At 64.3% G+C, this 26191-nt stretch carries 26 protein-coding genes and 2 pseudogenes; 15 read left to right on the top strand and 13 right to left on the bottom strand.

What is annotated here, in order from left to right; translation table 11 throughout:
• Positions 1-94: 94 nt before the first annotated feature.
• Genes pheS through HB777_27575 form a run of 4 tightly spaced genes read left to right on the top strand, consistent with a single transcriptional unit; the run spans position 95 to position 4658 of the window.
• Complete coding sequence (gene pheS, locus HB777_27590) at positions 95-1192, top strand: phenylalanine--tRNA ligase subunit alpha (protein ID QND67318.1); 1098 nt, start codon at positions 95-97, stop codon at positions 1190-1192.
• Positions 1189-1611 (top strand): GFA family protein, encoded by a 423-nt coding sequence (locus HB777_27585; GenBank protein QND67317.1) that lies wholly within the window; start codon positions 1189-1191, stop codon positions 1609-1611. Before pheS ends, HB777_27585 begins: the two co-directional genes overlap by 4 nt.
• On the top strand, positions 1608-4016 hold the full coding sequence (locus HB777_27580; protein ID QND67316.1) for a phenylalanine--tRNA ligase subunit beta: 2409 nt from the start codon (positions 1608-1610) through the stop codon (positions 4014-4016). The genes HB777_27585 and HB777_27580 overlap by 4 nt, the downstream gene beginning before the upstream one ends.
• A 39-nt stretch (positions 4017-4055) precedes the next feature.
• On the top strand, positions 4056-4658 hold the full coding sequence (locus tag HB777_27575) for a nucleotidyltransferase family protein (protein QND67315.1): 603 nt from the start codon (positions 4056-4058) through the stop codon (positions 4656-4658).
• A gap of 146 nt (positions 4659-4804) precedes the next feature.
• On the opposite strand, the gene HB777_27570 is transcribed toward HB777_27575, so the two are convergent.
• A complete protein-coding gene (locus tag HB777_27570) occupies positions 4805-5800 on the bottom strand; it encodes an aldo/keto reductase (GenBank protein QND67314.1) in 996 nt (331 codons plus the stop codon).
• 97 nt (positions 5801-5897) lie between these two features.
• On the opposite strand from HB777_27570, the gene HB777_27565 reads away from it, so the two are divergent.
• From HB777_27565 to HB777_27530, 8 genes and pseudogenes are all read left to right on the top strand, one after another.
• A complete protein-coding gene (locus HB777_27565; protein ID QND67313.1) occupies positions 5898-6788 on the top strand; it encodes a LysR family transcriptional regulator in 891 nt (296 codons plus the stop codon).
• Between the two features lie 58 nt (positions 6789-6846).
• Positions 6847-7419, top strand: coding sequence for a cytochrome b (locus HB777_27560; GenBank protein ID QND67312.1), 573 nt, complete (start codon positions 6847-6849; stop codon positions 7417-7419).
• A 69-nt stretch (positions 7420-7488) separates the two neighbouring features.
• Entirely contained in the window at positions 7489-8064 is a 576-nt protein-coding gene (locus HB777_27555) for a polyisoprenoid-binding protein (GenBank protein ID QND67311.1), read from the top strand.
• A 427-nt stretch (positions 8065-8491) separates the two neighbouring features.
• Entirely contained in the window at positions 8492-9478 is a 987-nt protein-coding gene (locus HB777_27550; protein QND67310.1) for a Gfo/Idh/MocA family oxidoreductase, read from the top strand.
• Positions 9479-9518: 40 nt separating this feature from the next.
• Positions 9519-11178 (top strand): annotated as a pseudogene (locus tag HB777_27545) (FAD-binding dehydrogenase).
• Positions 11179-11378: 200 nt separating this feature from the next.
• A complete protein-coding gene (locus tag HB777_27540) occupies positions 11379-11570 on the top strand; it encodes a hypothetical protein (GenBank protein QND67309.1) in 192 nt (63 codons plus the stop codon).
• A gap of 14 nt (positions 11571-11584) precedes the next feature.
• Entirely contained in the window at positions 11585-11812 is a 228-nt protein-coding gene (locus HB777_27535) for a hypothetical protein (GenBank protein QND67308.1), read from the top strand.
• A 443-nt stretch (positions 11813-12255) separates the two neighbouring features.
• On the top strand, positions 12256-13206 hold the full coding sequence (locus HB777_27530) for a 4-hydroxy-tetrahydrodipicolinate synthase (protein ID QND67307.1): 951 nt from the start codon (positions 12256-12258) through the stop codon (positions 13204-13206).
• Here the strand turns inward: HB777_27530 and HB777_27525 are convergent.
• A complete protein-coding gene (locus HB777_27525; protein QND67306.1) occupies positions 13165-13491 on the bottom strand; it encodes a hypothetical protein in 327 nt (108 codons plus the stop codon). The genes HB777_27530 and HB777_27525 overlap by 42 nt on opposite strands.
• Before the next feature lie 106 nt (positions 13492-13597).
• Between HB777_27525 and HB777_27520 the strand changes: the two genes are divergently transcribed.
• A complete protein-coding gene (locus HB777_27520) occupies positions 13598-13954 on the top strand; it encodes a hypothetical protein (GenBank protein ID QND68928.1) in 357 nt (118 codons plus the stop codon).
• 199 nt (positions 13955-14153) lie between these two features.
• Here the strand turns inward: HB777_27520 and HB777_27515 are convergent, their stop codons facing one another.
• The 8 genes and pseudogenes from HB777_27515 to HB777_27480 all read right to left on the bottom strand — a co-directional run bounded on the left by HB777_27515 (position 14154) and on the right by HB777_27480 (position 22085).
• Positions 14154-15092 carry an alpha/beta hydrolase gene (locus HB777_27515; protein QND67305.1) on the bottom strand — a complete coding sequence of 313 codons (939 nt, stop codon included), beginning with the start codon at positions 15090-15092 and terminating at the stop codon, positions 14154-14156.
• A gap of 118 nt (positions 15093-15210) precedes the next feature.
• On the bottom strand, positions 15211-15993 hold the full coding sequence (gene caiD, locus HB777_27510) for a crotonobetainyl-CoA hydratase (GenBank protein ID QND67304.1): 783 nt from the start codon (positions 15991-15993) through the stop codon (positions 15211-15213).
• Entirely contained in the window at positions 15986-18064 is a 2079-nt protein-coding gene (locus tag HB777_27505) for an acetate--CoA ligase family protein (protein ID QND67303.1), read from the bottom strand. Before HB777_27505 ends, caiD begins: the two co-directional genes overlap by 8 nt.
• A pseudogene (locus tag HB777_27500) lies at positions 18051-18237 on the bottom strand (hypothetical protein). Before HB777_27500 ends, HB777_27505 begins: the two are co-directional and overlap by 14 nt.
• An 11-nt stretch (positions 18238-18248) precedes the next feature.
• Positions 18249-19412 carry an acyl-CoA dehydrogenase gene (locus tag HB777_27495; protein QND67302.1) on the bottom strand — a complete coding sequence of 388 codons (1164 nt, stop codon included), beginning with the start codon at positions 19410-19412 and terminating at the stop codon, positions 18249-18251.
• A 4-nt stretch (positions 19413-19416) separates the two neighbouring features.
• Entirely contained in the window at positions 19417-20520 is a 1104-nt protein-coding gene (locus HB777_27490; protein QND67301.1) for a carnitine 3-dehydrogenase, read from the bottom strand.
• Positions 20517-21146: an HD domain-containing protein gene (locus HB777_27485; GenBank protein QND67300.1), complete on the bottom strand. Its 630-nt coding sequence runs from the start codon at positions 21144-21146 to the stop codon at positions 20517-20519. Before HB777_27485 ends, HB777_27490 begins: the two co-directional genes overlap by 4 nt.
• Before the next feature lie 21 nt (positions 21147-21167).
• A complete protein-coding gene (locus HB777_27480) occupies positions 21168-22085 on the bottom strand; it encodes a 3-keto-5-aminohexanoate cleavage protein (protein QND67299.1) in 918 nt (305 codons plus the stop codon).
• 77 nt (positions 22086-22162) lie between these two features.
• On the opposite strand from HB777_27480, the gene HB777_27475 reads away from it, so the two are divergent.
• The gene (locus HB777_27475) at positions 22163-23143 is read left to right on the top strand and encodes a GlxA family transcriptional regulator (GenBank protein QND67298.1); all 981 of its coding nucleotides are present in this window, start codon (positions 22163-22165) and stop codon (positions 23141-23143) included.
• A gap of 13 nt (positions 23144-23156) precedes the next feature.
• Here the strand turns inward: HB777_27475 and HB777_27470 are convergent, their stop codons facing one another.
• The 3 genes from HB777_27470 to xylA all read right to left on the bottom strand — a co-directional run bounded on the left by HB777_27470 (position 23157) and on the right by xylA (position 25604).
• A complete protein-coding gene (locus HB777_27470) occupies positions 23157-23360 on the bottom strand; it encodes a hypothetical protein (GenBank protein QND67297.1) in 204 nt (67 codons plus the stop codon).
• A gap of 259 nt (positions 23361-23619) precedes the next feature.
• Positions 23620-24096 (bottom strand): GNAT family N-acetyltransferase, encoded by a 477-nt coding sequence (locus tag HB777_27465; protein QND67296.1) that lies wholly within the window; start codon positions 24094-24096, stop codon positions 23620-23622.
• Between the two features lie 182 nt (positions 24097-24278).
• A complete protein-coding gene (xylA, locus tag HB777_27460) occupies positions 24279-25604 on the bottom strand; it encodes a xylose isomerase (protein QND67295.1) in 1326 nt (441 codons plus the stop codon).
• A gap of 108 nt (positions 25605-25712) precedes the next feature.
• Between xylA and HB777_27455 the strand changes: the two genes are divergently transcribed.
• Positions 25713-26075, top strand: coding sequence for a nuclear transport factor 2 family protein (locus tag HB777_27455; protein ID QND67294.1), 363 nt, complete (start codon positions 25713-25715; stop codon positions 26073-26075).
• Positions 26076-26191: the final 116 nt, after the last annotated feature.

Below are 26191 nucleotides of genomic sequence, written 5' to 3'. Positions count from 1 at the left end.
TGGCACGGCTGGCGCGGGTTTTTCTTTTGCCTGATGTAACCAAAATGGTGACACGCCCGGTGATGGTGGGTCGCCCGATCGAGAGAGCTTCGCCGTGAACGCCACCGCTGGAAATCTTGAAGCCCTGGAAGATTCACTTCTGGCCGACATCGCGTCGGCCGCCGATGAGCCGGCCATCGAGGCCGTGCGCATCGCTGCTTTCGGCAAGAAGGGCACCGTGTCCGAGATGCTGAAAACACTTGGCGCCATGACCGCCGAGGAGCGGCAGGTCAAGGGCCCCGCCATCAACGGCCTCAAGAGCCGCGTCACCGATGCGTTGACGGCCCGCAAGGCCGACTTGAAGGATGCGGCGATCACCGCGCGCCTCGCCGCCGAAAGGGTCGACGTGACGCTGCCGGTGCGGCAGTCGCCGGCCGAGCGCGGCCGCATCCATCCGATCAGCCAGGTCATCGACGAGATTGCGGCGATCTTCGGCGATCTCGGTTTCTCCATCGCCGAAGGGCCGGATATCGAGACCGACTATTACAATTTCACTGCGCTGAATTTCCCCGAAGGCCATCCGGCGCGCGAAATGCACGATACCTTCTTCTTCCAGCCGGACGAGAAAGGCGAGCGCAAGCTTTTGCGCACCCACACCTCGCCGGTGCAGATCCGCACCATGGAGACGAAGAAGCCGCCGATCCGCATCGTCATTCCGGGCAAGACCTACCGGCAGGATTCGGACGCCACCCATTCGCCGATGTTCCATCAGGTCGAGGGGCTGGTGATCGACAAGACGGCCAATGTCGCCAACATGAAGTGGGTGCTGGAGGAGTTCTGCAAGGCCTTCTTCGAGGTGCCGCAGGTGAAAATGCGCTTCCGGCCGTCCTTCTTCCCGTTCACCGAGCCGAGCCTCGAGGTCGACATCCAGTGCGACCGCTCCAGGCCAGGCGAGGTGCGCTTCGGCGAAGGTTCCGACTGGATGGAGATCCTCGGCTGCGGCATGGTGCACCCCAACGTGCTGCGCCATGGCGGGCTCGATCCGGATGAGTATCAGGGCTTTGCCTGGGGCATGGGCATCGACCGCATCGCCATGCTGAAATACGGCATGCCGGATTTGCGCGCCTTCTTCGATGCCGACGTCCGCTGGCTGTCGCATTACGGTTTCAGGCCACTCGACATGCCGACCTTGTTCGGGGGCCTGAGCGCATGACAGCGCCGCACACCGGCGGCTGCCGTTGCGGCGCCGTGCGGTTCGAGGCCTTGGCCGAACCGCACCACGTCAGCTATTGCCATTGCGGCGATTGCCGGCGGGCCAGCGGCGCGCCGGTATCGGCCTTTGTCGGCTTCCTGGTCGATCAGGTCGCGTTCACCGGCAAGGCGCTGAAGATGTTCGAGAACGGCCCGGTGACGCGCTCGTTCTGCGGCATTTGCGGCTCACCCATCGCCTATGTCGACGAGCGGCTGGAGGACGACATCTACTTCATGCTGGGCGCTATGGACATACCGGCCGATTTTGAACCCACGCTGCATGCCTATGTCAGCGAGCAGCTTCCCTACCTGCATATGTCCGACGATCTGCCGAGACATCTGAAATCAAGCGTCAAAAGACCAGACGGAACAGTCCCATGAAATTCACCCTCTCCTGGCTCAAGGACCACCTCGAGACCGACGCCTCGCTCGACGAGATCGTCGAGCGGCTGACCTCGATCGGCCTCGAAGTCGAGCATGTCGACGACAAGTCGAGCCTGAAACCCTTCGTCATCGCCAGGGTGCTGACGGCGGTTCAGCACCCCGATGCAGACCGGCTGCGCGTGCTGACCGTCGATACGGGCGACGGCAAGCCACCCGTGCAGGTGGTGTGCGGCGCGCCCAATGCCCGCGCCGGTCTGATCGGCGCCTTTGCCGCGCCCGGCACCTATGTGCCCGGCATCGACGTGACGCTGACGGTCGGCAAGATCCGGGGCGTCGAAAGCCACGGCATGATGTGCTCCGAGCGCGAGCTGGAGCTGTCCGACGAACACAACGGCATCATCGACCTGCCTGAGGATGCGCCTGTCGGCACCAGCTTCGCCGCCTATGCGCACATCGACGATCCGGTCATCGAGATCAATCTGACGCCGAACCGGCCGGACGCCACCAGCGTCTACGGCATCGCCAGGGATCTGGCGGCGAGCGGTCTTGGCCGCCTGGTCGGCGGCGCCATCATGCCGCATGTCGGCAGCGGCATGTGCCCGGTCAAGGTGACGATCGAGGCGCCGGAGCTCTGCCCCGGCTTTGCGCTGCGGCTGGTCAAGGGCGTCAAGAACGGCCCGTCGCCGAAATGGCTGCAGCAGCGGCTGATCGCCATTGGGCTCAGGCCAATCAGTGCACTGGTCGACATCACCAATTACGTCACCTTCGACCGCGGCCGCCCGCTTCATGTGTTCGACGCCAAGAAGGTCGCCGGCAATCTGACCGTGCGGCGGGCGCGCGATGGCGAAAAGGTACAGGCGCTCGACGGCCGCGAATACACGCTGACGCCGGAGATGTGCGTCATCGCTGATGACAGCGGCGTCGAGTCGATCGCCGGCATCATGGGCGGCGAGCATTCCGGCTGCGACGAGAACACGACCGACGTGCTGATCGAATCCGCCCTTTGGGATCCGATCACCACCGCCCGCACCGGACGCACGCTCGGCATCATCACCGACGCGCGCTACCGCTTCGAGCGCGGGGTCGACCCTGACTTCATGGTTCCCGGCGTCGAGCTGGCAACGAAACTGGTGCTCGATTTCTGCGGCGGCGCGCCGACGGAGATCGAAGTGGCAGGCTACACCGAGCACAAGCCGAAGATCGTCTCCTTCCCGCTGTCGGAAGTGAAGCGGCTGACCGGCATCGAGGTGCCGAAGGCGGAAAGCCTCGACATCCTGTCGCGCCTCGGCTTCAAGCCTGAGGGCTCGGGCGATGTCGTCAACGTCGCCGTGCCGTCATGGCGCCCCGATGTCGACGGCAAGGCCGATCTGGTCGAGGAGGTCATGCGCATCCACGGCGTCGACAACATCGCACCGCAGCCGCTCGGTGCGCATGACGCGGTCAACGCAAAGATCCTCACCACGCTGCAGGTCCGCACCCGCACGGCCAAGCGCGCGCTTGCCGTGCGCGGCATGATGGAGGCCGTCACCTGGTCGTTCATTCCGGCCAAGCACGCCGAACTGTTCGGCGGTGGCCAGACGGCGCTGAAGCTTGCCAACCCGATCGCCGCTGACATGTCCGACATGCGGCCCTCGCTGCTACCGGGCCTGATAGCCGCCGCCCAGCGCAATGCCGACAAGGGCATCGGCGACGTGGCGCTGTTCGAAGTGTCGGGCACGTATGAAGGCGACGGCGCCGACCAGCAGCGGCGCGTGGCCGCCGGCGTGCGCCGCGGCACCGCCAAGCTCGACGGCTCCGGCCGCAACTGGGCCGGCAACTCAGGCCCGGTCGGCGTGTTCGACGCCAAGGCCGATGCCATCGCCGCACTCGAAGCCTGCGGTGCGCCGGTCGAGCGGCTGCAGATCGAGGCCGGCGGTCCGGCCTGGTATCATCCCGGCCGTTCCGGCACGATCAAGCTCGGCCCGAAAACCGTGCTCGGCACCTTCGGCGAATTCCACCCGAAGACGCTGGAAGGGCTCGATGTTTCCGGCCCGCTGTGCGGCTTCGAAGTGTTCGTCGATGCCGTGCCCGAGCCGAAGGCCAAGCCGACCAAAACCAAGCCCAAGCTGGAACTATCCGCCTTTCAGGCGGTGAAGCGCGACTTCGCCTTCGTCGTCGACAAGGCGGTCGAGGCCGGCACGCTGGTCCGCGCGGCGCTCGCCGCCGACAAAAAGCTGATCACAGGCGTCTCGGTGTTCGACATCTTCGAAGGCGCTTCGCTCGGCGAGGGCAAGAAATCGATCGCCATCGAAGTGTCGATCCAACCGGTTGAAAAGACGCTGACCGACGAGGATTTCGAGGCGCTGGCCAAGCGCATTGTCGAGAACGTCGGCAAGCAGACCGGCGGCGTTCTGAGGGGCTAGAAACTTGCGAGCAGATGGCGAATCGTCCTCCAATGGGCGATGGACCATCTGCGTTATTCCGGCCTTCCTTTTGAAGAACAGCGCGCAGCGTTTCTCGACATCGTTTCGGCAGATCCGCTGGTCCTTGACGCGTTGGTACGGGCACGCACGCTTGGCCTCCCGGACTGGCTGGTCGTTTCCGGCGCGCTCTACAACACCGTCTGGAACCATCTGACCGGCAGACCTTCGGGCTACGGCATCAGGGATGTCGACCTGTTCTATTTCGATGACCGCGACCTGTCCTACGAGGCCGAGGACGCGGTGATCTGCCGGTCGGCGCGGCATTTCGAGGGCCTGCCGCTCCCGGTCGAGGTGCGCAACCAGGCGCGGGTGCATCTGTGGTATCCGCAGAAATTCGGCCAGCCGTGCCCGCGCTATACGAGTTCCAGCGAACCCGTCAGCTATTTTGCTTCGAAAACGCATGCGGTCGGGGTTCGATACGATGCTGACGGGCAGTTGGAGCTGGTGGCGCCGTTCGGGCTTGATGACCTCTTTTCGTTTCGCATCGCGCCCAGCCGGGTGATGGACAGCAGGCACACGCATGAGACGAAGGGGGCACGGGCGAAGGCTAACTGGCCGGAGATTACGGTTGTGCCGTGGTGACCTCACCCTCCCCCTTGTGGGGAGGGTCGATCCGCGCAGCGGAGCGGGGTGGGGGGTCTTTGGAGGGCGCTCCCCCACCCCGTCCCGCTGTCTCCGCTTCGCTGCGACAGCGAGCCGACCCTCCCCACAAGGGGGAGGGTGAAGGCTCACCCATTCACCAGCGCCAGCAACTCCTCCGTATAGCGCTTGCCCATAACCTTGTCCGGCGACAGCGCATCGCCAATCGCCGCCACTTCTGCCGCGCTCAGTGCGATCCCGGCCGCAGCCGTGTTCTGCTCCAGATGGCGGATCTTTCGTGCACCCGGGATCGGCACGATGAAATCGCCCTGGTGCAGCACCCAGGCCAGCGCCAGCTGCGCCGAGGTCACGCCCTTTTCAGCCGCTACCTTTTCCAAGGTGGCGATGACAGCGGCGTTGGCTTCCATCGCCTCCGCCTGGAAGCGCGGCAAGGTCCGGCGCCAGTCGTCGTCGCTCAAGGCTTCCGGTTTGGCGATCGTGCCGGTCAGCAGGCCACGGCCGAGCGGGCTGTAGGGAACGAAGCCGATGCCGAGTTCGCGGCAGACGGCAAGCACCTCGTCCTCGGGGTCGCGGCTCCACAGCGAATATTCGCTTTGCACGGCCGATATCGGATGCACGGCATGCGCCCGGCGGATGGTCGCGGCACTCGCCTCCGACAGGCCAAGCGCGCGCACCTTGCCCTCGCGAACCAGCTCGGCCATGGCGCCGACCGTATCCTCGATCGGCACGTTGGGGTCGACGCGGTGCTGGTAGTAGAGGTCGATGACATCGGTGCCCAGCCGCTTCAGCGAGGCCTCGGCCACCGCCTTGACGTGCTCGGGGCGGCTGTCGACGCCAGCCATGCGGTCGAGGCCCGTGCCTTCCTCCAAAATCCTGAAGCCGAATTTTGTCGCGATTGTCACCTTATCACGCACCGATTTCAGCGCCTTGCCGAGCAGGATCTCGTTCTCGTAAGGGCCGTAGACTTCCGCTGTGTCAAAGAAGTTGACGCCGATATCGACGGCGCGGTGCAGCGTGGCGATCGCATCGGCTTCCGCTTGGCCGCCATAGGCGAAGCTCATGCCCATGCAGCCGAGGCCGACCGGGTAGACGTTCAATTCAGTTCCTAGCTTGCGGGGTTGCATCACGCGTCTCCTTGTTTGTGGTGCCAAGGAGATAGCGTCTTGCGCTGTGTTCGATAATCGGCTCTCATTTGTACAGGCTGTTCTAAAAGATAGATCAATGAATCGCGCGCATCTTTCCCAACTGGCCGTGCTGGCAACCGTTGCCCAATGCGGCAGCTTTCGCGGCGCCGCCAGGGAACTCGCCATTGCGCCATCGGCGGTCAGCCATGCGGTGTCCAGCCTCGAGGCGCGGCTTGGCGTTCGCCTGCTGTCGCGCAGCACGCGCAGCGTCGCGCCCACCGAAGAGGGCGCGCAATTGCTGGAGCGGCTGCGGCCGGCGCTCTCCGAAATCGACCTGGCGTTGGAGACGGCGGTCGAGGCGCGCGACCGGCCGGCTGGGAATCTACGGCTGAGCGTGCCGCGCACGGCGGCGCATCTGGTGCTGACGCCGCGGCTGGGCGCATTTGCGGCGGCCTATCCCGACATAGTGCTGGAGATCGTCATCGAGGACCGCTTCACCGATGTCGTAGAAGGCGGTTTCGATGCCGGCGTGCGGCTTGGCGAGAGCCTGCAGCGCGACATGATCGCGGTGCGTATCGGGCCGAATATTCGCGGCGCGGTGGTCGGCGCGCCGGTCTACTTCGAGGCCAACCCCAAGCCGCGCCACCCACGCGACCTGGCCGGCCACCGCTGCATCCGCTTCCGCTTCTCCAGCGGTATCCTCTATCGCTGGGAGTTCGAGAAGGGCCGCGAGGCGATCGAGATGGCGGTGGAGGGACCGCTGATCCTCGACGAGGACCATCTGATCGCCCAGGCGGCAGTCGACGGCGCCGGGCTTGCCTTCGTCTTCGAGGACTATGTCCGCGCCCCGCTTGCCGCCGGCAGGCTGATCCGCGTGCTGGAGGACTGGTGCCCGTCCTTCGATGGCTTCTTCGTCTATTATCCGAGCCGCCGCCAGATGCGCCCGGCGCTCAGGGCTTTTGTCGATTTCTTCAAGGTGAGCGGGTAGGTGCGCGCTCACCCTCCCCCTTGTGGAAGAAAACCGGCATCGCGGTCGTTCACCAACGATGCAAACATCGATCACCAACACGCCAACCCGCTATGGCTGGGGCGCGATCATTCTCCACTGGCTGATTGCCCTGATCTTCATCGGCCAGTTCGGGCTCGGTTTCGTCATGGTGCGGCTGACCAGCCAGCGCACCGCCTTCGAACTGATCCAGCTGCACAAATCCTTCGGTTTTCTGCTGCTCGGTCTGGTGGTGCTGCGCATCGCCTGGCGCCTCGGCAATGTATGGCCGCCGCTGCCGCGCTCGGTCGGAACCCTGGAGCGTCGGGCCGCACCACTGGCCCATCTTGCGCTCTATGCCTTTCAGCTTGCGTTGCCCTTGTCCGGCTGGGCGCTGGTGTCGGTGTCGATGCTGGAGATCCCCAGCCTGCCGTTCAATCTGTTCATCATGCCGAACCTGCCGCTGGCCGAATCGGACGCCGCTGAAAGTTTCTGGGCGGCGGCGCACTGGTATCTCGCCTATGCCGGCATCGCCCTGGTCGCCCTCCATATAGCTGCGGCACTGCGGCATCATTTGCAGCTCAGGGATGGCGTGCTCACGCGCATGATCACGCCTTCGTCAGATCAGGAATAGAGCGGGCGGTTCATTCGTTCATGGGGTGAGGGCGCAGGAAATGCGCTGCCTCCAACAAGGAACACCCCCATGTACACGCGCATCCTCGGATTTGCGGCGATCGCCGCTTGCCTTGCCATGCCTGTCTCAGCGGCCGTCGCGCTTGGCGACGCCGCCGGCAGCTATTCGATCAGCCCGGCCAGCTCCAGCATCCGCTTTTCCATCGGCAAGGTCGGCGGCGGCGGCCTCAATGGCGCCTTCGCCCGCTTCAAGGGCTCGATCCGTATCGACAACAGCGATGTTGGGCACTCGCAGGTCAATTTCACCATCTTTCCCGAAAGTGTTGGCACCGGTCAGGGCCGCATCGATGCCTTCCTGCGCTCCGACGCGGTGTTCGATGCCGCCAACAGCCCGGAAATCCAGTTCCGCTCGACCAGCGTGACCCGCACCAGCGACACCACGGCCCTGGTCTCCGGCCGGCTGACGGCACGTGGCAAGACGTTCCCGGAAAAATTCACGGCCGAGCTTGGTGGTCTCAAGGCCGGCACGATAAAATTCCATGTCACCGGCAAGGTGCTCAGGTCGCGCTACGGCATGGATGTCGGCACGCCGATCTATTCCAACATCGTCGACTTCGACATGACGCTGACCGGTAAACGGGGCTGAGCGGTGCAGAACTTGGGTTCCTCGCCCCCGCAAGCGGGCTACGGGATGCACACATCTTCTGTGACTGCTAGGCTGATCGGCCCGAGGCTTGATCGCCAGGTGGTTCCCCCAATCCGTCGCTGCTTCGCAGCGCCACCTTCCCCCTCCGGAGGGAAAGGAAGGGAGCGTTTCTGGACGAGCGTTGACGGCAAAAAGCTTGGCGCCTTTCCTCTACCCCGTCGATCGGGGGAGAGGTGGCTCGGCGAAGCCGAGACGGAGTGGGGGTCGACCAGCGCAGCATAAGACAATGGCATGCGCCAAGCGGCCATGCACGCTATCGCTTGGAAATGTGGGCATGCCGTAGGGGGCGAGGAACCAGCACTGCGCATTGGCTTTTCCGCCGATTTCGGGCAAACCTCGTCGCCTGTAATCGCTATGGAGAAGCGTGATGTTCCGATGGGGTGTGTTGTCGACGGCCAAGATCGGCCGCGAGCATTTGTTGCCGGCAATGGTCGAGGCGGAGAACGGCGTGCTGTCGGCGATCGCCAGCCGCGACCTGTCGAAGGCCAAGGCGCTGGCCGAGCGCTTCGGTGCACGCCATGCCTTCGGCTCCTATGAGGACCTGCTTGCCTCCAACGAGGTCGACGGCGTCTACATCCCGCTGCCGACCTCGCAGCATGTCGAATGGGCGGCCAAGGCCGTCGAAGCCGGCAAGCATGTGCTGGTCGAAAAGCCGCTGGCGCTCGACGCCAAGGACATTGCCCCGCTGATCAAGCTGCGCGATGCCAAAAAGGTGCTGGTCTGCGAAGCCTTCATGGTCATCTACCACCCGCAATGGATCAAGGTGCGCGATCTTATCGCCAGTGGCGCCATCGGCCGGCTGCGCCATGTGCAGGGCGCCTTCTCCTACTACAATGTCGACCCCAACAACATGCGCAACCAGCTCGATCTCGGCGGCGGCGCGCTGCCCGACATCGGCGTCTACCCGACCGTGTCGACGCGCTTTTCGACCGGCAAGGAGCCGTTGCGCGTGCAGGCGACGATCGAGCGCGACAAGAAATTCGGCACCGACATCTACTCCTCGATCCGTGCCGATTTCGGCGATTTCGAGCTGTCCTTCTATCTGTCGACGCAAATGGCGGCGCGCCAGGTCATGGTGTTCCACGGCGAGAAAGGTTTCATCGAGGTGTTCTCGCCCTTCAACGCCGGCCTCTACGACCACCATCGGGTCGAGCTGCACAACCAGAACCACACCGAGGCGCAGGTGTTCCGCTTTCCCGGCACGCAGCAATACCGGCTGGAGGTCGAGACCTTCGCGCGGGCGGCACAGGGCGGCAAGGAGCGCGTCTTCACGCTGGAGGAATCCATCCTCAACCAGAAGGTCATCGACGCCATCTTCCGCGCCGGCGGCACGGACGGCTGGGAGACCGTCTGACCCCTTACATTTAAGTAGCCGGCTAATTCTGGGAGGAAAGATGGCTGACGATGCGGACGTGATCATTGTCGGCGCCGGCCTTGCCGGGCTGGTTGCCGCCGCCGAGCTTGCCGAGGCCGGCAAGAAAAATCATCATCGTCGACCAGGAGCCGGAGCAGTCGCTGGGCGGCCAGGCGTTCTGGTCGTTCGGCGGGCTTTTCCTCGTCGATTCGCCCGAGCAGCGGCGCATGCGCATCCGCGATTCGCACGATCTGGCGCTCGAGGACTGGATGGGCACCGCAGCTTTCGATCGGCCGGAGGATTTCTGGCCGCGCAAATGGGCGCAAGCCTATGTCGGCTTCGCCGCCGGAGAAAAACGCTCATGGCTCCTGCAGCGCGGCCTGAAATTTTTTCCCGTCGTCGGCTGGGCCGAGCGTGGTGGTGGCAACGCCATCGGCCACGGTAATTCGGTGCCGCGCTTCCACATCACCTGGGGCACCGGCCCCGGCGTGCTCGAACCTTTTGTCCTGCGCGTGCGCGAGGCTCAGAAGCGCGGATTGATAGACTTCAGATTCCGCCATCGGGTCAACGAGTTGACGCGAACCGGCCAGACGGTGACCGGCGTGCGCGGCGACATATTGCAGCCGAGCCCGGTCGAGCGCGGCCACAAGAGCTCGCGCGATGTATCAGGCGATTTCGAGCTTCATGCGCAAGCGGTGATCGTCGCTTCCGGCGGCATTGGCGCCAACCATCAGCTTGTCCGCGAAAACTGGCCGCAACGGCTGGGCGCGGCGCCCAAGCGCATGATCACCGGCGTGCCCGACCATGTCGACGGCCGCATGCTGGCGATCACGGAACAGGCCGGCGGCTCGATCATCAACCGCGACCGCATGTGGCACTATGTCGAGGGCATCAAGAACTGGGCGCCGATCTGGACCGACCATGCGATCCGCATCCTGCCCGGTCCGTCATCGCTGTGGCTCGACGCGCGCGGCAAGCGCCTGCCGGTGCCGCTCTATCCCGGCTTTGACACGCTGGGCACGCTCAGCCACATCATGAGCACCGGCTTCGACTATTCCTGGTTCATCCTGACCAAAAAGATCATCCAGAAGGAGTTCGCGCTGTCGGGCTCCGAGCAGAACCCCGATTTGACCGGCAAGAGCTGGCGCCAGGTGCTCGGCCGCGCCACATCGGGCATTCCGGGACCCGTGAAAGCGTTCATGGAGAAGGGCGAGGATTTCATCGTCGAGGCCGACCTGCCGACGCTTGTCGCGCGCATGAACGCGCTGGCCGGCGGCGAACCGCTGCTCGAACTGGCTGAGGTCGAGCGCGAGATCCGCGCTCGCGACAGGCAGCTCGACAATCCGTTCTCCAAGGACATGCAGATCACCGCCTTGCGCGGGGCTCGCGCCTATCTCGGCGACCGGCTGATCCGCACCGCCAAGCCGCACAAGATGCTCGACCCGGCGAATGGCCCGCTGATCGCGGTCCGCCTCAACATCCTGACCCGCAAGACGCTGGGCGGCCTGCAGACCGATTTGGACAGCCGCGTGCTGGGTGCGGACGGCCAGCCTGTCGCGGGGCTCTATGCCGCCGGCGAGGCCGCCGGTTTCGGCGGCGGCGGCGTGCACGGCTATGCGGCGCTGGAAGGCACCTTCCTCGGCGGCTGCATCTTTTCCGGCCGCAGCGCCGGCCGTGCGGCCGCCGCCGCGGTGGCGTGAAACGACGCCACCGCGGTCTGATTTCCAGCTTGGGCTCCTTATACGCCCAAGCGATAAGCATATGACTTTTTTATATTTTTCAGTTTTCTACCGTCTCGAATACAAATGCGGATGCTTTTATCTTTCGCAGTGCAGCCGGTCCTGAGCCGCTGCAGGCAGTCATCACCTCGTGGTGACAGTTAGAAAGAAGGAAGTCTCCGATGTTCCTCTCAGACGGGCTCTATCTGCCCACCCATCGTCCGTTGCCGAAGTCGCAGCTCGAACAGGCGCGGCTGGAGGCCAACACCAATCGCCGGGCGGTCAGCTTGCTCGCGCCATTCACCGCCACACGGTGGCTCCTGGTCGTCGGCGCCCTGCTGGCCGCCGCCGCGATCGCTGCTCAGCTTTCCTGATCACAAGGCAGGAGATGACCATGCAAGCCTCCCCTATTTCCCCTGACGGAAACGCTCTCCACCGCTTCGTCGTCGGACGCGATGGCGAAGGCCATTGGATCGCGCGCGATGAAGAAGGCCAGACCGGCGGCGTTTTCGCCGACAGGAATTCCGCGGTGCGTTTTGCCACGATGGAAAGCGGCCACCGGGCCGGCGCGATACGCTTCGCACCGGCGAGCGTCCGACTTTCCCTGTTCAACTGATCGCGCCCGGTTCCGTCCTCATCGGAACGATCTGGCCATGGACAATTCCAACGCTGCCGACCTGACCGGATTGCTCGATCGTCTCCCGCATGTCGGCAGATTGCTCGAACACCAGCTGTGGGAGGCCGCATGCGGCCTGTCGCTCGACAGATCATCCCGACATGGCCGCCGGTTTGCCCAGTTGGTCGAGGCCGGCGCCACGCTCGACGCCATCCTCTTGCTCGTCGCCGTGTCGAAGCCGGAGCGTTCGGTGTCCGCCATCAGCAGGATCGGCGAGCGTTGGCTTTGCAGCCTTCAAGCCACGCCTGCGGAGGCGCCGGCCAGGCCCGACAAATTCGACGCGGATCACACTGATCTGGCTGCCGCGCTGCTGTCGGCCCTGCTTTCCTCGCATCTCGAACAGGCAGCGTATCCAAGAAATCATCCAGGAGACTCTGATTGCCATGACACCAGAACAAGCACGACTTCGCCTGACCGGTGCGATGACCGCACTGGTAACGCCGTTAACCGACGGCGAGGTCGACCTGAAGCAGCTGACCACGCTGTTGCATTGGCAGATCGAACAAGGGATAAACGGGCTGGTCCCGTGCGGCACATCAGGTGAAGCCCCGACCTTGTCGTGGGAGGAGCGCCTCGACATCATCGCGCTTTGCGTGAAAATTGCCGGCGGCAGGGTCTCGATCATCGCCGGCACCGGCACCAACAGCACCGAGACGACGATTGCCTTTTCGACAGCCGCCGAAGCTTTCGGCGCCGACGCCGCCCTTATCGTGACGCCGTACTACAACAGGCCGAGCCAGGAGGGGATTTTTCGTCACTTCGAAGCGGTCGCGCGCGAGATCAGCTTGCCGATCATCGTCTACAATGTGCCGGCACGAACCGGCGTCGACCTGTCGCTGGAGACGATCGAGCGCCTGGCGCAGATTCCAACCATCGTCGGCATCAAGGACGCTACCGGCGATGTGAGCCGGCTATCCTCGCTTCCGGCTGTGCTGAGGCGCCGCTTCATCTGTCTGTCCGGCCACGACGCGACGTCGTTCGGCTTCAACACGATGGGCGGACGTGGAACCATCTCGGTGGTTTCCAACGTCGCGCCGCGACTGTGCGTCGAGATGCACGATGCCTGCAGGCAGGGCGACCACCACACCGCCCGCGCCATCCATCATCGCTTGGCGCCACTGATCGCTGCGCTCGAACTGGAGAGCAATCCCGTCCCGGTCAAATACGCCTTGAGCCTGGCGCTGGGATTGAGCCCGGACGTTCGGTTGCCGATGACGGCTGCCCGTCCCGAAACCGAAACCGCTATACGGGAGGCCATGCTGGCCCTGAGCGGGAGCCCCGATGTCGCGCAATCAAACGCGGTGCTGGCCACGTCCGCGCCGTGGCGGCTTTGAGGGTACGGAAGTCGCTTTGCCGTCAACGGCATAGACCAGTCCCGGCTGGACAATCCATTCGCCGGTCCGCAGCGCCTCGACGTCAAAGCATCCGCTGCGGTCGCGCGGTGCAACGCCGACAAAATGGTATTGCAGCCCGCCCGCATCGACGACTGTCTCGGCGATCGGATGGCCAGCGAGCCGGCCAATGATCGCGCCCTGCTCCCTGAGGTTTGCCAGCACGAAATACTCCGTCGGCACCCTGCGGCTAACCCGGGAGGTCAGCCAGACTGAATGTGATTTCATGTTCGTCTGAAGCCAGTTCGTCATTCCGGCCGCCAATCAGGCGGCGGCCCGGAATTACATAGTCGCTGGCTGCATAGGAATTCGAGAGCAGGTTTTGGTCTGAGTTATAAAGGCCGCATATATCCTGCCCTATCAGGGATCCTGCCGATGCGGTCGGCGCGGCTCGATACAGTCAGGCGACGGCGTCGTCGCCGGGCCATCAGCGCAGTCCGGTCCGCCGGGTTGTACGTCCGGCCAGGGCGCGCAATCAATTGCGGGTCCGCTGACGCAATCGGGGCGCCCTGGGCGGTCCGGCCTATCGGGCCAGTCCGGTCTATCGGGTCTATCGGGTCGATCTGGCCGATCAGGTCTATCCGGACGATCGGGCCTGTCGGGGCGCCACGGCCGGTCCGGCCTCCACGGTCTGTCGGGTCGGTGGTCGCGATCCCGCCAGTGGTGTTCGCGCCAGGGGCGGTCGCGATAATCGTCCGTGTCGACACATGCGCTGAGCGTCGCGGCGCAAAGAAGGAGCGCCAACGCGCTTCCAAGCCTGGTCATGTCTGCAATTTCCTGCTGTCGGTCAAACCCATGGTGGTCTGCACCGCCAGCATTGCGCCTGCATTACGCCGGCCGCATCCGATCACATCTGTGTAGTCATCTCACTCACAGGATGGGAAAATAGTTCACCAGCGCCAGGCGCCGCGCCCAAGGGCGGCTACGGCGTCCGCAATCCGGGTGAAGCTCGCGCGGGCGCGGCCGACCGTGTGCCGCGCTCTTAGATAGCCGTGCACCAATCCCGGCTCCTCGAACCAGGTGGCGCGGCCGCCTGCCGCCACGATACGGTCGCGATAGGTCTCGCCGTCGGACGACAGCGGGTCGCACTGCGCGGTGATCAGCACCGTCGGCGGCAGGTTGGAGAAGTCGGTGTCGGCAAGCGGGGCCAGCGTCGCGTCGCCGCTGCGATCCTGCCCGCCGGTGCGGATATGCTTGTAGAATTCGAGATCGCGCATGGTCAGCATCGGCGCTTCGGCGTGGGTCACATAGGAGCCCGTGGAGCGGTCGCCGCCGAGGCCGGGATAGATCAGCACCTGGCCGATCGGCCTTTTCGCGTGGCCGCGCGTCGCATGGCTGACCGCGGCGGCCAGATTGCCGCCGGCGCTGTCGCCACAAAGCACGATCGGGTGCGGGCGGTTGGCGGCGGCCCATTCGAAGGCGCTCATCGCATCGTCGAAGGCGGCCGGATGCAGGTGCTCGGGCGCCAGCCGGTAGTCGACCGAGACCACCTCATAGCCGGTGCGGGCACAGAGTTCGGCGCAGACATCGTCGTGGCTGTCCAACCCACCAAGGATAAAGCCGCCACCATGGACATAGAGCACCGTCACCGCAGCCTCGCGTGTGCTTCGGTAGATGCGGATCGGGATGTCGTGCGTGGGCGTTGCAATGGCGGAGGTTTCAACCGCAACGCCTTCGGGATAGCCGGCAAAGAATTCACGGCACATGCGATCGTAGATCTCGCGCTGCTGCGCGATCGTGTAGTCGATCGTGTCGGACGGATAGTAGGAATTGGTCTTCTCGATGAAGGCCCAGGTCTCGGCATCGATGAGGGTTTTGTAGCCGGTCATGGAACTCCTTTACCTCCCCCTTGATGGGGGAGGTCGCGGTAGAGCGGCGGGTGGCGGCGCTTCACCCCACCCCGGCCCTTCGGTCCGACCCTCCCCATCGAGGGGAGGGTAAGGCCGCTCATTTCCCCTTCCACACCGGCTCACGCTTTTCGGCAAAAGCGCGAAAACCCTCCATGCCGTCCTCGGAGCCATACAGTGCATCGACCGTCGGCAACTGGCGGCGCGTCACCTTGTTCATCGCGTCCTGGAAAGTCAGCGCCTCGGCCACCCGCGCCGTTTCCTTGATCGCGGCGAACACCAGCGGCGGCCCGCCGGCGAGCAGCCGGGCGATCTCCCAGACGCGCTCCTCGAGCTTCTCCTTGGGCAGCACTTCGTTGACCAGGCCCCAGCGATGCGCTTCAGCGACATCCATCCAGCGGCCGGTGAGCAGCAGATCCATGGCGACATGGTAGGGGATGCGCTTCGGCAGCTTGATCGTCGCCGCGTCGGCCAGCGTGCCGGCGCGGATTTCGGGCAGCGCGAAGGAGGAATGGTCCGAGGCGTAGATGAGGTCGCAGGATAGCGCCAGCTCGAAGCCGCCGCCCACCGCCATGCCGTTGACGCAGGCGATGACCGGCTTGTTGAGGTCGCGCAGTTCCTGCAGTCCGGCAAAGCCGCCGACGCCATACTCGCCGTCGACCGCATCGCCGCCTGCGGCCGCCTTCAAATCCCAGCCGGCGCAGAAGAACTTGTCGCCGGCGGTCTTGACGATGGCGACGCGCAACTCCGGATCGTCGCGGAATGCCTTGAACGTCTCGCCCATCAGCCGCGAGGTCTTGAGGTCGATGGCGTTGGCCTTGGGCCGGTCGAGCGTGACTTCGAGGATGGTGCCTTCGCGGCGGGTCGAAATGACGTCAGACATTCTTCTTGTCTCCCAGCACCAGCAGTGCGTCGGCGATCCATGCGCCCTTGCCTTCGCTGCAGACGATCAGCGGGTTGATGTCGAGTTCCTCGATCTCGCCGGCATTCTTCTGCACGAAGCCGGCAATGCCCGAGATGGCGTCGATGGCAGCGGCGACATCGGCCTTCGGCCGGCCGCGATAGCCTTCGAGCAGCGGGAACAGTTTCAGGCCGCGCAATGCCGCCTCGATGTCGTCGCGGGTTGCCGGCAGCATCAGGGTGACGCTGTCGCGCAACAGCTCGACCAGCACGCCGCCGGTGCCCAGCGTCATCACCGCGCCGAACATCGGGTCGCGGGTGAAGCCGACGATCAGTTCGGCAACGCCGTCGCGCACCATGCGTTCGACATAGAGGCCGGTGCCGAGCGGCAACAGGTCATGCGCTGCCGTGCTGACGGATTCGGCATCCCTCAGATTGAGCCTGACAGCACCAACCTCGGATTTGTGGGTGACGCCGAGCGCCTTTAGCGCCACCGGGAAGCCGAGCGCCATCGACGAGATCACCGCCTCGACGGCATTGGCGGCGCGTTCGCCTTTCGGCACCGGCAGGCCGGCCTCGATGAGGCGCGACTTCGCTTCGGCTTCGTCAGGGGTGACGTGGTCGCCACCAGGCGCACCGGCGGCTGACGTGTCAATCGGCTGCGCCTGCGGCTCAGCCCAGGCCCAGCCGATGAAGGCTGCCGCCCCGGCTGCATCCATCGCCTCGGAAATACCGAACAACGGCACCATGCCGCGCGCCATCAGCCCAGCCGTGTATTCCTCCGGCAGGTTCTCCGGCAGCGAGGAGACGATCGCGCCTTGCGCCTTGTTTGTCTTGAGCGCCGATTCGAAAGCGCGCAGCGTCGCCCACCAGTCGGTGTCGGAGCAGCGATCGGGGCGCGGGAAGTCGAGCACCAGCATGTTGAGATCAAAACCGCCCGACACCATGGCGGTGAAGGTGGCGGTCATCGCCGGCTCGTTGTTCCAGATGAAGGTGTGGTAGTCGAGTGGATTGGCCACCGCGACCAGCGGCCCCAGCGTCGATTTGACATGGGCGCGGTGGGTGCCGGTCAGATCAGGGAAATTGACCCAGCGGCCTTCGGCGCTGTCGGCCATCACCGACGCCTCGCCGCCGGAGCAGCTCATTGATGACAGCCTATAGCCGGGCAAAGGTCCGGTGATGTGCAGCAGCTTCAGCGCTTCGATGAAGGCGGGGATGGAATCGACACGCGCAATGCCGAGCCGCCTCAGGAAAGCGCCCGAGGCCGCGTCCGAGCCGGCGAGTGAGGCAGTGTGCGAGACGGTCGCCTGCCTGGCCTGTTCGGAACGGCCGACCTTCATGGCGATGATCGGTTTTTTCAGTTCGCGCGCCCTGGCGGCCAGCCGTTCGAAGCCGGCTACCGAATCGAAGGCCTCGATGTGCAGGCCGAGCGATGTGACCCGCTCGTCCTCGATCAGGCCAAGTGCCATTTCCGACAGGCCGGTCTGCGCTTGGTTGCCGGCCGTCATCAGGAAGGCGATCGGCAGGCCGCGCTTCTGCATGGTCATGTTGATGGCGATGTTGGAGGACTGGGTGATGATGGCGACGCCCTTGCCGCCCTCGGCCAGCCTTATGCCGCCATGCTGGTCGGGCCACAGAAGCGCGCCGTCGGCATAGTTGATCAGGCCATAGCAATTCGGCCCGATGATCGGCATCGAGCCGGCTGCTGCAACCAACTCGGCCTGCAGCCGCTCGCCGTCGTCGTCATAGGCCTCGGTCTCGAGGAAGCCGGCGGCAAAGCAGACGGCGCCGCCGGCGCCGCGCTCGGCCAGCGCCTTGATCACCTCGATGGTCAGATGCCGGTTGACGCCGACAAAGGCGGCATCCGGCGCGTCAGGCAAATCGGCTACTGAACGATAGGCCTTGCGGCCGGCGACCTCGTCCTTGCTCGGATGCACCGGCCAGATCTCGCCGGCGAAGCCCATCTTGATCGATTGCGCGACGACGGCCGCGGCCTGCGCCCCGCCGAACACGGCGATCGATTTGGGGCGCAGAAGACGTTCAAGCTTGTGCACGAGCACCCCCCTCTGCCCTGCCGGGCATCTCCCCCTCAAGGGGGAGATTGGCAGCTTCGTCGTCGGCTCAAGACCGACAACGGTGATAATTGGCGAAATCGAAAATGCCATTCGATCTCCCCCCTTGAGGGGGAGATGTCCGGCAGGACAGAGGGGGGCGCCAAGGAACGCAAACATATCTTTTTCAGGCCCCAAACGGGCGCAGCAGCGCCCTTGAAATAATGTGGCGCTGAATCTCGGACGTGCCTTCCCAGATGCGCTCGACGCGGGCGTCGCGCCAGATGCGCTCCAGCGGCAGGTCGTCCATCAGCCCCATGCCGCCATGGATCTGGATCGCCTCATCGGCAACGTATGCGAGCATTTCGGTGGCCTTCAGCTTGGCCATGGCCATGTCCTGATCGGTGACGGTGCCCTGATCGTACTTCCAGCCGGCTTCGAACACCATCAGGTCGGCGGCCTTCAGTTCGGTCGCCATGTCGGCGAGCTTGAACGACACGCCCTGGAACTTGCCGATCTGCTGGCCGAACTGCTGGCGCTGCGCGGCATATTCCACGGCATGGCCAAGCGCCCGCTCGGCGCGGCCGAGACAGGTGGCGCCGACCTGCAGCCGGGTGGCGCCGAGCCAGGAGTTGGCGACGTCGAACCCTTTGTGGACTTCGCCGAGCACCTGGCTCGCCGGCAAGCGGCAATCGTCGAATTCGAGGATGGCGTTGGTGTAGCCGCGATGCGAGACGTTGCGGTAGCCATCGCGGACGGTGAAGCCCTTGGTGCCCTTGTCGACGAAGAAGGCGGTGATCTTCTTGCGTTTGCCGCGCGGCGAATCCTCTTCGCCGGAAGCCATGAACACGATGGCGAAGTCGGCGAGATCAGCGTGGGAGATGAAGTGCTTGGTGCCGTTCAGCACCCAGTCGTCGCCGTCCTGCACAGCGGTCGCCTTCATGCCGCGCAGGTCGGAGCCGGCGCCCGGCTCGGTCATCGCCAGGCAGTCCCATTTCTCGCCACGGATGCAGGGGAACAGATATTTTTCGCGCTGCTCCGGCGTGCCGGCCAAAAGGATGTTGGAGGGACGCGCCACGCAGGTCCAGTGCAGCGCATAATTGGCGCGGCCGAGTTCCTTCTCGTAGAGCAGCCAGGTCACCGTATCGAGGCCCGCGCCGCCGACATCGGCCGGCATGTTGGCGGCATAGAGCCCAGCCTCGATCGCCTTGACCTTGATCCCCTCGATCAGGTCGCGGCGCAGCACGCCGGTGCGCTCGACCTCGCGCTCATGCGGATAAAGCTCGTTCTCGACGAAGGCGCGCGTCGTCTCGACGATGAGCCTCTGTTCCTCCGACAGCCCGAAATCCATGGTCTCAGCCTTTCTTCTTGCCGGTCTTTTTCTTCGGCTTTTCGGCTTTCTTCACCGGCTTCAAGGCTTTGGCCTTCTCGGCCGCCTTGGAGGCCGTCGGCTTCTTCGCCGCCAGCTTGGCCAGTTGCTTGGTATAGTCCTTGTGCAGCGCGCCGGCGCCCCAGCCCTTGCCTTTGTTCTGCTTCGACAGCGCATCCATGATCGCGACCAGATTGTCGTCGCGGATCTTTTCCAGCTCGCGGATCGACAGGCCATGCGCCTGGTCGTCCGATTGCGTGGCGATCAGGTCGACCAGCTCGTCGTTGAACTCCGGCACGTCCATCAGCTTGGTCCATGGCCATTTCAGGCACGGGCCGAACTGCGCCATGAAGTGGCGCATGCCGGCCTCGCCGCCGGCGACGCGATACACCTGGAACATGCCCATCTGCGCCCAGCGCAGGCCGAAGCCATAGCGCATGATGTCGTCGAGTTCCTCGACCGTGCAGATGCCGTCCTTGATCAGCCACAGCGCCTCGCGCCATGCCGCTTCGAGCAGGCGGTCACCGACGAAGGCTTCGATCTCCTTGCGGATGACGACAGGCTTCATGCCGATCGAGGCATACATCTCCTTGGCGACCTCGATCGCCTCGGGGAAGGTCTGCTCGCCGCCGACGATCTCGACCAGCGGCAGGAGATAGACCGGGTTGAACGGATGGCCGACGACCAGCCGCTCCGGATGCTTCTTCATCGCCACCTGCATATCGGTCGGCTTGATGCCGGAGGTCGAGGAACCGACAATGGCATTGGCCGGCGCATGGGCGTCGATCTCGGCCAGCACGCGGTGCTTCAGGTCGAGCCGTTCCGGCACGCTTTCCTGGATGAAATCGGCATCGGCGACCGCCTCGGCGATGGTCTTGGCGAAGGTCAGCTTGCCTTCCTTGGGCAGGCCGCCGGGCACCATCTGCTTGTAGGCGCGGCGCGCCCCCTTCATCACTTCGCCGACCTTGCGCGACGCCTCGGGATCGGGGTCGAAGATCGACACGTCGATGCCGTTCAGCAGCAACCTCGCCACCCAGCCGGCGCCGATGACGCCGCCACCGATGGCGGCCGCCTTGTTGATGATGCTCATGCTGAGGCTCCGGTTCTTGAAATGGCTGTTGCGGGATCGATAAGGGGCACGCGCTCGCCGGCGCGGATCACGGAGGCGTCGTACGCCTTGCGGGCAAAGACCTCGAGCACAAAGGGCCGGAAGAATTCGATCGGCAGCGTCTCATAGTCGGGGTCGAAGCTCGATTGGTCCCAGCGTTCGCAAAACTGGTCGCAATCGTCGAAATAGGCGTGGCCGGCGAAGCGGTCGCGGGCGTGGCGGTTGCCGCCGAGATGATGGGCGTAATAGAGCCGCTGGAAGTCGCCATGCTTTTCCACCACCCAGGTGCATTGCTCGCGCACGAAGGGTTTCAGGATCGAAGCGGCATATTCGTCGTGATTGTAGGGCGCATAGATGTCGCCGATGTCGTGCAGCAGCGCGCAGGCGATCCAATCGGTGTCGGCGCCGTCGCGCCAGGCGCGCGTCGCCGCCTGCAGCGAATGGCCAAGCCTTGTGATCTTGTAGCCCGACAGGCCCTCGTCGAGCTGCACCAGCGCATCGAGCAGCCGCTCGCCGGTCCTGGCCGCATAGTCGATTTCATGCGCGGTCAGGAACTCGTAGTCGTCCCGGTCGCCATCCTTCATCGCTGTGAATTTGACGGTAGTCATGCCGACCTCCCAGCGAATAATCTATGCCGCGATCGGCGCCCGCTTGGTGAGGTTGAGCTTCTGCCTTACCTCTTCCGGTCCAAGAATCCTGGCGCCGAGATTGGTGACGATGCTGGCGGCACGCTCGACCAGCTGCGCATTGGTCGCCAGCACGCCCTTGTCGAGCCACAGATTGTCTTCCAGCCCGACGCGGACATTGCCGCCGGCCAGCACGGCTGCCGCGGCATAGGCCATCTGGTTGCGGCCGATGGCGAAGGCCGACCAGTTCCAGGTCGACGGCACATTGTTGACCATGGCCATGAAGGTGTTGAGGTCGTCAGGCGCGCCCCACGGCACGCCCATGCAGAGCTGCACCAGCGCGTCGGGGTTGAGCACCTTTTCCTCGACCAGCTGCTTGGCGAACCACAGATGACCGGTATCGAAAGCCTCGATCTCCGGCTTGACGCCGAGCGCCGTCATCATGCCGCCCATGGCGCGCAGCATGCCGGGCGTGTTGGTCATGACATAGTCGGCCTCGGCGAAATTCATGGTGCCGCAGTCGAGCGTGCAGATTTCCGGCAGGCACTGGCGCACATGTTCCATGCGGTTGGTGGCGCCGCCCATATCGGTGCCTTTTTCGTTGAGCGGCAGCGGCGCTTCCGGCGAGCCGAACACCATGTCGCCGCCCATCCCCGCTGTGAGGTTGAGCACCACATCGACATTGGCCTCGCGGATGCGCTCGGTCACTTCGCGGTAGAGATGCACGTCGCGCCTGGGCTTGCCGGTCTCCGGATCGCGCACATGGCAATGGACGATCGCTGCACCCGCCTTGGCCGCATCGATGGCCGAATCGGCGATCTGCTTGGGAGAGCGTGGCACATGCGGGCTGCGATCCTGCGAGCCACCGGACCCGGTGACGGCACAGGTAATGAAGACCTCACGGTTCATCGCAAGCGGCATGGAATTCTCCTCCCATAGAAACAGACCTCAACAATGACTGACTTGCCGGAAACTGTTTTGCGTTTTACGAAGCTCTCATGATCAAAAGCGAAAAACCGACCATCTTTCGTTCGGAACGCTCGCCGCTCAAGGTGACGCTACTGGTGTTTTCCGGTTCGTCCATCATGTGCGTCGCATCCGCCGTCGATCCGCTGCGCGCCGCCAACCGCATCTCCGGCGAGACCCTGTTCGATTTCAAGCTGGTCTCGGTGACCGGCGAGGCTCCGGTCACCACATGCGGCCTGCCGGTCGCGGTCAGCGGCCGCTTCGACGCGGCTGAGCCAACCGACGTGCTTGTCGTCGTCGCCGGCTTCGGCACCCAGAATTATGCAACCTCGGCTCTGTTGTCAGGCCTGCGCCGGGCGGCGCGGACGGCACGCGCCTGCGGCGGTGTCGAAGCCGGCACCTGGCTGGTGGCGCGCGCCGGCCTGCTGGAAGGGCGCAGCGCCACCACCCACTGGGAGGACATGGAGGATTTCTCCTCGGCCTTTCCCGGTGTCGATGTCCGCCCGGACCGCTATGTCATCGACGGGCCGGTGTTCACGTCGGGCGGCGCGTCGCCGACCTTCGACCTGATGCTGCATCTGATCCGCACCCGCCTCGGCATGGCCGTCGCGCTCGATGTCGCCAGCGTCTTCATCTACGACCAGGCGCGCGCCGCCACCGACGCGCAGCCGCTGGTCTCGCTTGGCCGCCTCGACGGCTATGACCCGCGCCTTGCGCAAGCCATCAGGTTGATGGAAGCGCATGTCGACCAGCCGCTGACCATAGAGGCGGTGGCAAAGCGTGCCGGGGTGACGGCGCGCACACTGGAGAGCATCTTTCGCAAATCGATCGGCGAGACGCCGGGCGCCTATTATCTCAGGCTTCGCCTGGGCGCCGCGCGCCGGCTGGTGGTCGATACAAGGGTTGCCATGGCCGACATTGCCGGGCGGACCGGATTTTCGTCCGCCGCGGCGTTTTCGAGAGCGTTTTCAAGGGCTTTCGGCGAAGCGCCGGTCCGGCTGCGGAGGGGGTAGTTTAAAAGAGGGATCAGGCCGCGTTCTGATGGTCGCCGTCGATCTGCGAGCGCATCTGTCTGGCCAGGCGGGTCTCGAAGCGGCTGGCGACCGCGCGATCCCATTCGTTCGAAATCTTGGCGTCGTCGGTTTTCCTCGGCATCGCCATCAGCCGGTCGATGATCGATCCGGCCTCGCCAGGTGAGAGCAGGGCGTCGATTTCACGTTCGTTCTGCATATCGGTTCGCCTCCTTCTTCCTCTCCCGCCACGAGCCAGTCTTATACGAGATACGTGACGGCTGTTTGAAGGCAAGAGCGAGGTCATTGAAGGGCGGCAAGGGGCAAAACCGTGTCGTCGGACGCAGCCTTGCGCAAAGTTTGTTTCCGCGTCCGGGCAGGCCAGGTGAAGCAGAGATCTATTGTTGGTACGCAATTTCCAAGGGAAAGCGCTGTACGCTTTTCCCGGGAAAACCGTCACACACTTTTCCTGGAATTGCTCAAAGCCGCTTTTCGAACAGCACCGTGGTGAAACCACTGTCCCATTCGTCATCGGGATAGCGGTTTTTCTCTATATAGCCGACCGCCTTGTAGAGTGCTTGTGCGGGCAGGTTGAATGTGTCGGTTTCCAGCCGTGCCTGCCCCAATCCGGCGGCGCCGATCGCCTGTTCGGCATGGGAAAGCAATTTGCGGCCGACACCTTGCCCCTGACGGGACGCGATGACGTGCAGGGCTTCGATGAAGTCCGCGCGCCAATGGATCAGGCCGGCGACCGCGCCATCGATCTCGGCAACGGCAAATTCAGGCCAGCGTTGGTCGACATAACGGCCACCAATATCCGTCTCGATGTAGCGCTGCGCCGCGGCCTCGGTGATGTTCGGCAGCCAGGTGCCTTCGAATGTTTCCTGCAGGACCCGCTTCAAAGCCGGGATATCGCTTGCCTGCGCCGGGCGCACGATGATTCGATCCTCTGCCATCTTCCGTCTCCAGCCAGCTCCCGCTCGGGCCCTCTTTCGGCGCGCGCGGCATCTTGATCTCGCGCCGGCTGCCGAAGATCTGTGCGATCCTCGGCAGCCTCTCGCGAAATGCGCTGACTAGCAGATGGTGATGGCGGCGGCTTTCAGCCAGAGGTGGCGGATGTCGGTCCAGAAAACGGGCTTTACACGTACCGGTTGACGATGTTTTCCAGCAGTTCCTGGCGGCCGGACCTTGGCTGCGGCTCGATCTTCTTCTTGACAACGCGCTCGGCGATGTCTTCCAGCGTGCGTTTGCCGGAGAGCATCGCCTTGCCCTCGGCCGTGTTCCAGCCGGCATAGCGTTCGGCCAGCGGCGCCGACAGCGCCTTGTCCTCGACCATGCGGGCTGCGGCTTTCAGGCCGCGTGCGCAGGAATCCATGCCGCCGATATGACCGATCAGCAGGTCCTGCGGATCGAGCGACTGGCGGCGCAGCTTGGCGTCGAAATTGGTGCCGCCGGTCTTGAAGCCGCCGGCCAGCAGGACCTGGTAATAGGCCAGCGCCATTTCCGGCACATTGTTGGGGAACTGGTCGGTGTCCCAGCCCGACTGGTAGTCGTTGCGGTTCATGTCGATCGAGCCGAAGACGCCGAGCGCATTGGCCAGCGCCAGCTCGTGCTCGAAGGAATGGCCGGCCAGGATGGCGTGGCCCTGCTCGATGTTGAGCTTGACCTCCTTCTCCAGCCCGAAGCGGTTGAGGAAGCCGTAGACGGTGGCGACATCATAATCATACTGGTGCTTGGTCGGCTCCTGCGGCTTCGGCTCGATCAGGATCGTGCCCTTGAAACCGATCTTGTGCTTGTAGTCGACGACCATGCTGAGGAACCGGCCTGCCTGCTCCTGCTCGCGGGCAAGGTCGGTGTTGAGCAGCGTCTCATAGCCCTCGCGCCCGCCCCACAGCACGTAGTTCTCGCCCTTCAGCCGCTTGGTGACGTCCAGGCAGCTCTTCACCGTCGCCGCTGCGTAGGCAAACACATCCGGATCGGGGTTGGTGGCCGCACCCGACATGAAGCGGCGGTTGGAGAACAGGTTCGCCGTGCCCCACAAAAGCTTGACGCCGGTCTGCTTCATCTTACCAGCGAAATAGTCCGCGATCTCGTCGAGGCGCGCCGAGCTCTCGGAAAAATCCTTGCCTTCCGGCCGCACATCGGCGTCGTGGAAGCAGAAATAGGGCGCACCGAGCAGCGAGAACATCTCGAAGGCGACATCGGCCTTGAGCTTGGCCAACTCCATCGTATCGACGCCGCCGGCCTTGGGGAACCACGGCCGGTCGAAGGTCTGGCCGCCGAACGGATCGCCGCCCGGCCAGGCAAAGGAATGCCAGTAGGCGACGGCAAAGCGCAGATGGTCTTCCAGCCGCTTGCCGGCGACGACCTCATCGGGGTTGTAGAACCGGTAGGCCAGCGGATTGGTCGAATCCGGCCCCTCATACTTGATCTCTTTGATGTCGCCGAAAAATCCGCTGCTCATGTTTTTTCCTCTCGAATAGTTCGCCCGATTACCTCAGGCGTAATTGGTTTCGTTCTTCCACTGGCTGAAAAGGCTGGTGTCAAAGCCACTCAGTAAAGGAGACAGACCATGACGGACCTCAACAGGATCGCCCAGAACTACATCACCGCCTGGAACGAAAGCGACGCCGGGCGCCGGGCCGACTTGCTCAAGGCGACCTTCACCGAAGACGTCAGCTATCGCGATCCGCTCATGCAGGGCGATGGCCATGAAGGTGTCGCGGCTCTGATCGACGGCGTGCAGCAGCGCTTTGCCGGGTTTCGCTTTTCGCTGAAGGGCACGCCGGACGGTTTTGCCGACAAGATCCGCTTCTCGTGGAACCTTGGTCCGGAAGGCATTCCTTCCGTCATCGAAGGCACCGACATCGGCGTCATCGAGAACGGCCGCCTGAAGAGCGTCACCGGCTTCCTCGACAAGGTGCCGGCGCAGTGAAGGTACTCCGCCAAGGTGCGGTGGAGAGCGCCAACCGCCAAAGTCGGCTCCGCCCCTCATCGCCCTGCCGGGCACTTCTCCCCGTATAGAGACGGGGAGAAGGGGGCTGGCGGCAA

Origin of the sequence: Mesorhizobium loti (assembly GCA_014189435.1) — a bacterium.
In the GTDB taxonomy this organism is placed as follows: domain Bacteria; phylum Pseudomonadota; class Alphaproteobacteria; order Rhizobiales; family Rhizobiaceae; genus Mesorhizobium; species Mesorhizobium loti_G.
The sequence above is the reverse complement of the archived record's forward strand: the minus strand, read 5'-3'. Positions and strand labels throughout refer to the sequence as shown.

Excerpts from the sequence above, each read along its gene's own strand:
- HB777_27585 (QND67317.1), top strand. The coding sequence starts at position 1,189 with ATGACAGCGCCGCACACCGGCGGCTGCCGTTGCGGCGCCGTGCGGTTC.
- HB777_27580 (QND67316.1), top strand. The coding sequence starts at position 1,608 with ATGAAATTCACCCTCTCCTGGCTCAAGGACCACCTCGAGACCGACGCC.
- HB777_27575 (QND67315.1), top strand. The coding sequence starts at position 4,056 with ATGGACCATCTGCGTTATTCCGGCCTTCCTTTTGAAGAACAGCGCGCA.
- HB777_27570 (QND67314.1), bottom strand. The coding sequence starts at position 5,800 with ATGCAACCCCGCAAGCTAGGAACTGAATTGAACGTCTACCCGGTCGGC.
- HB777_27565 (QND67313.1), top strand. The coding sequence starts at position 5,898 with ATGAATCGCGCGCATCTTTCCCAACTGGCCGTGCTGGCAACCGTTGCC.
- HB777_27560 (QND67312.1), top strand. The coding sequence starts at position 6,847 with ATGCAAACATCGATCACCAACACGCCAACCCGCTATGGCTGGGGCGCG.
- HB777_27555 (QND67311.1), top strand. The coding sequence starts at position 7,489 with ATGTACACGCGCATCCTCGGATTTGCGGCGATCGCCGCTTGCCTTGCC.
- HB777_27550 (QND67310.1), top strand. The coding sequence starts at position 8,492 with ATGTTCCGATGGGGTGTGTTGTCGACGGCCAAGATCGGCCGCGAGCAT.
- HB777_27540 (QND67309.1), top strand. The coding sequence starts at position 11,379 with ATGTTCCTCTCAGACGGGCTCTATCTGCCCACCCATCGTCCGTTGCCG.
- HB777_27535 (QND67308.1), top strand. The coding sequence starts at position 11,585 with ATGACCATGCAAGCCTCCCCTATTTCCCCTGACGGAAACGCTCTCCAC.
- HB777_27530 (QND67307.1), top strand. The coding sequence starts at position 12,256 with ATGACACCAGAACAAGCACGACTTCGCCTGACCGGTGCGATGACCGCA.
- HB777_27525 (QND67306.1), bottom strand. The coding sequence starts at position 13,491 with ATGAAATCACATTCAGTCTGGCTGACCTCCCGGGTTAGCCGCAGGGTG.
- HB777_27515 (QND67305.1), bottom strand. The coding sequence starts at position 15,092 with ATGACCGGCTACAAAACCCTCATCGATGCCGAGACCTGGGCCTTCATC.
- caiD (QND67304.1), bottom strand. The coding sequence starts at position 15,993 with ATGTCTGACGTCATTTCGACCCGCCGCGAAGGCACCATCCTCGAAGTC.
- HB777_27495 (QND67302.1), bottom strand. The coding sequence starts at position 19,412 with ATGGATTTCGGGCTGTCGGAGGAACAGAGGCTCATCGTCGAGACGACG.
- HB777_27490 (QND67301.1), bottom strand. The coding sequence starts at position 20,520 with ATGAGCATCATCAACAAGGCGGCCGCCATCGGTGGCGGCGTCATCGGC.
- HB777_27485 (QND67300.1), bottom strand. The coding sequence starts at position 21,146 with ATGACTACCGTCAAATTCACAGCGATGAAGGATGGCGACCGGGACGAC.
- HB777_27480 (QND67299.1), bottom strand. The coding sequence starts at position 22,085 with ATGCCGCTTGCGATGAACCGTGAGGTCTTCATTACCTGTGCCGTCACC.
- HB777_27475 (QND67298.1), top strand. The coding sequence starts at position 22,163 with ATGATCAAAAGCGAAAAACCGACCATCTTTCGTTCGGAACGCTCGCCG.
- HB777_27470 (QND67297.1), bottom strand. The coding sequence starts at position 23,360 with ATGCAGAACGAACGTGAAATCGACGCCCTGCTCTCACCTGGCGAGGCC.
- HB777_27465 (QND67296.1), bottom strand. The coding sequence starts at position 24,096 with ATGGCAGAGGATCGAATCATCGTGCGCCCGGCGCAGGCAAGCGATATC.
- xylA (QND67295.1), bottom strand. The coding sequence starts at position 25,604 with ATGAGCAGCGGATTTTTCGGCGACATCAAAGAGATCAAGTATGAGGGG.
- HB777_27455 (QND67294.1), top strand. The coding sequence starts at position 25,713 with ATGACGGACCTCAACAGGATCGCCCAGAACTACATCACCGCCTGGAAC.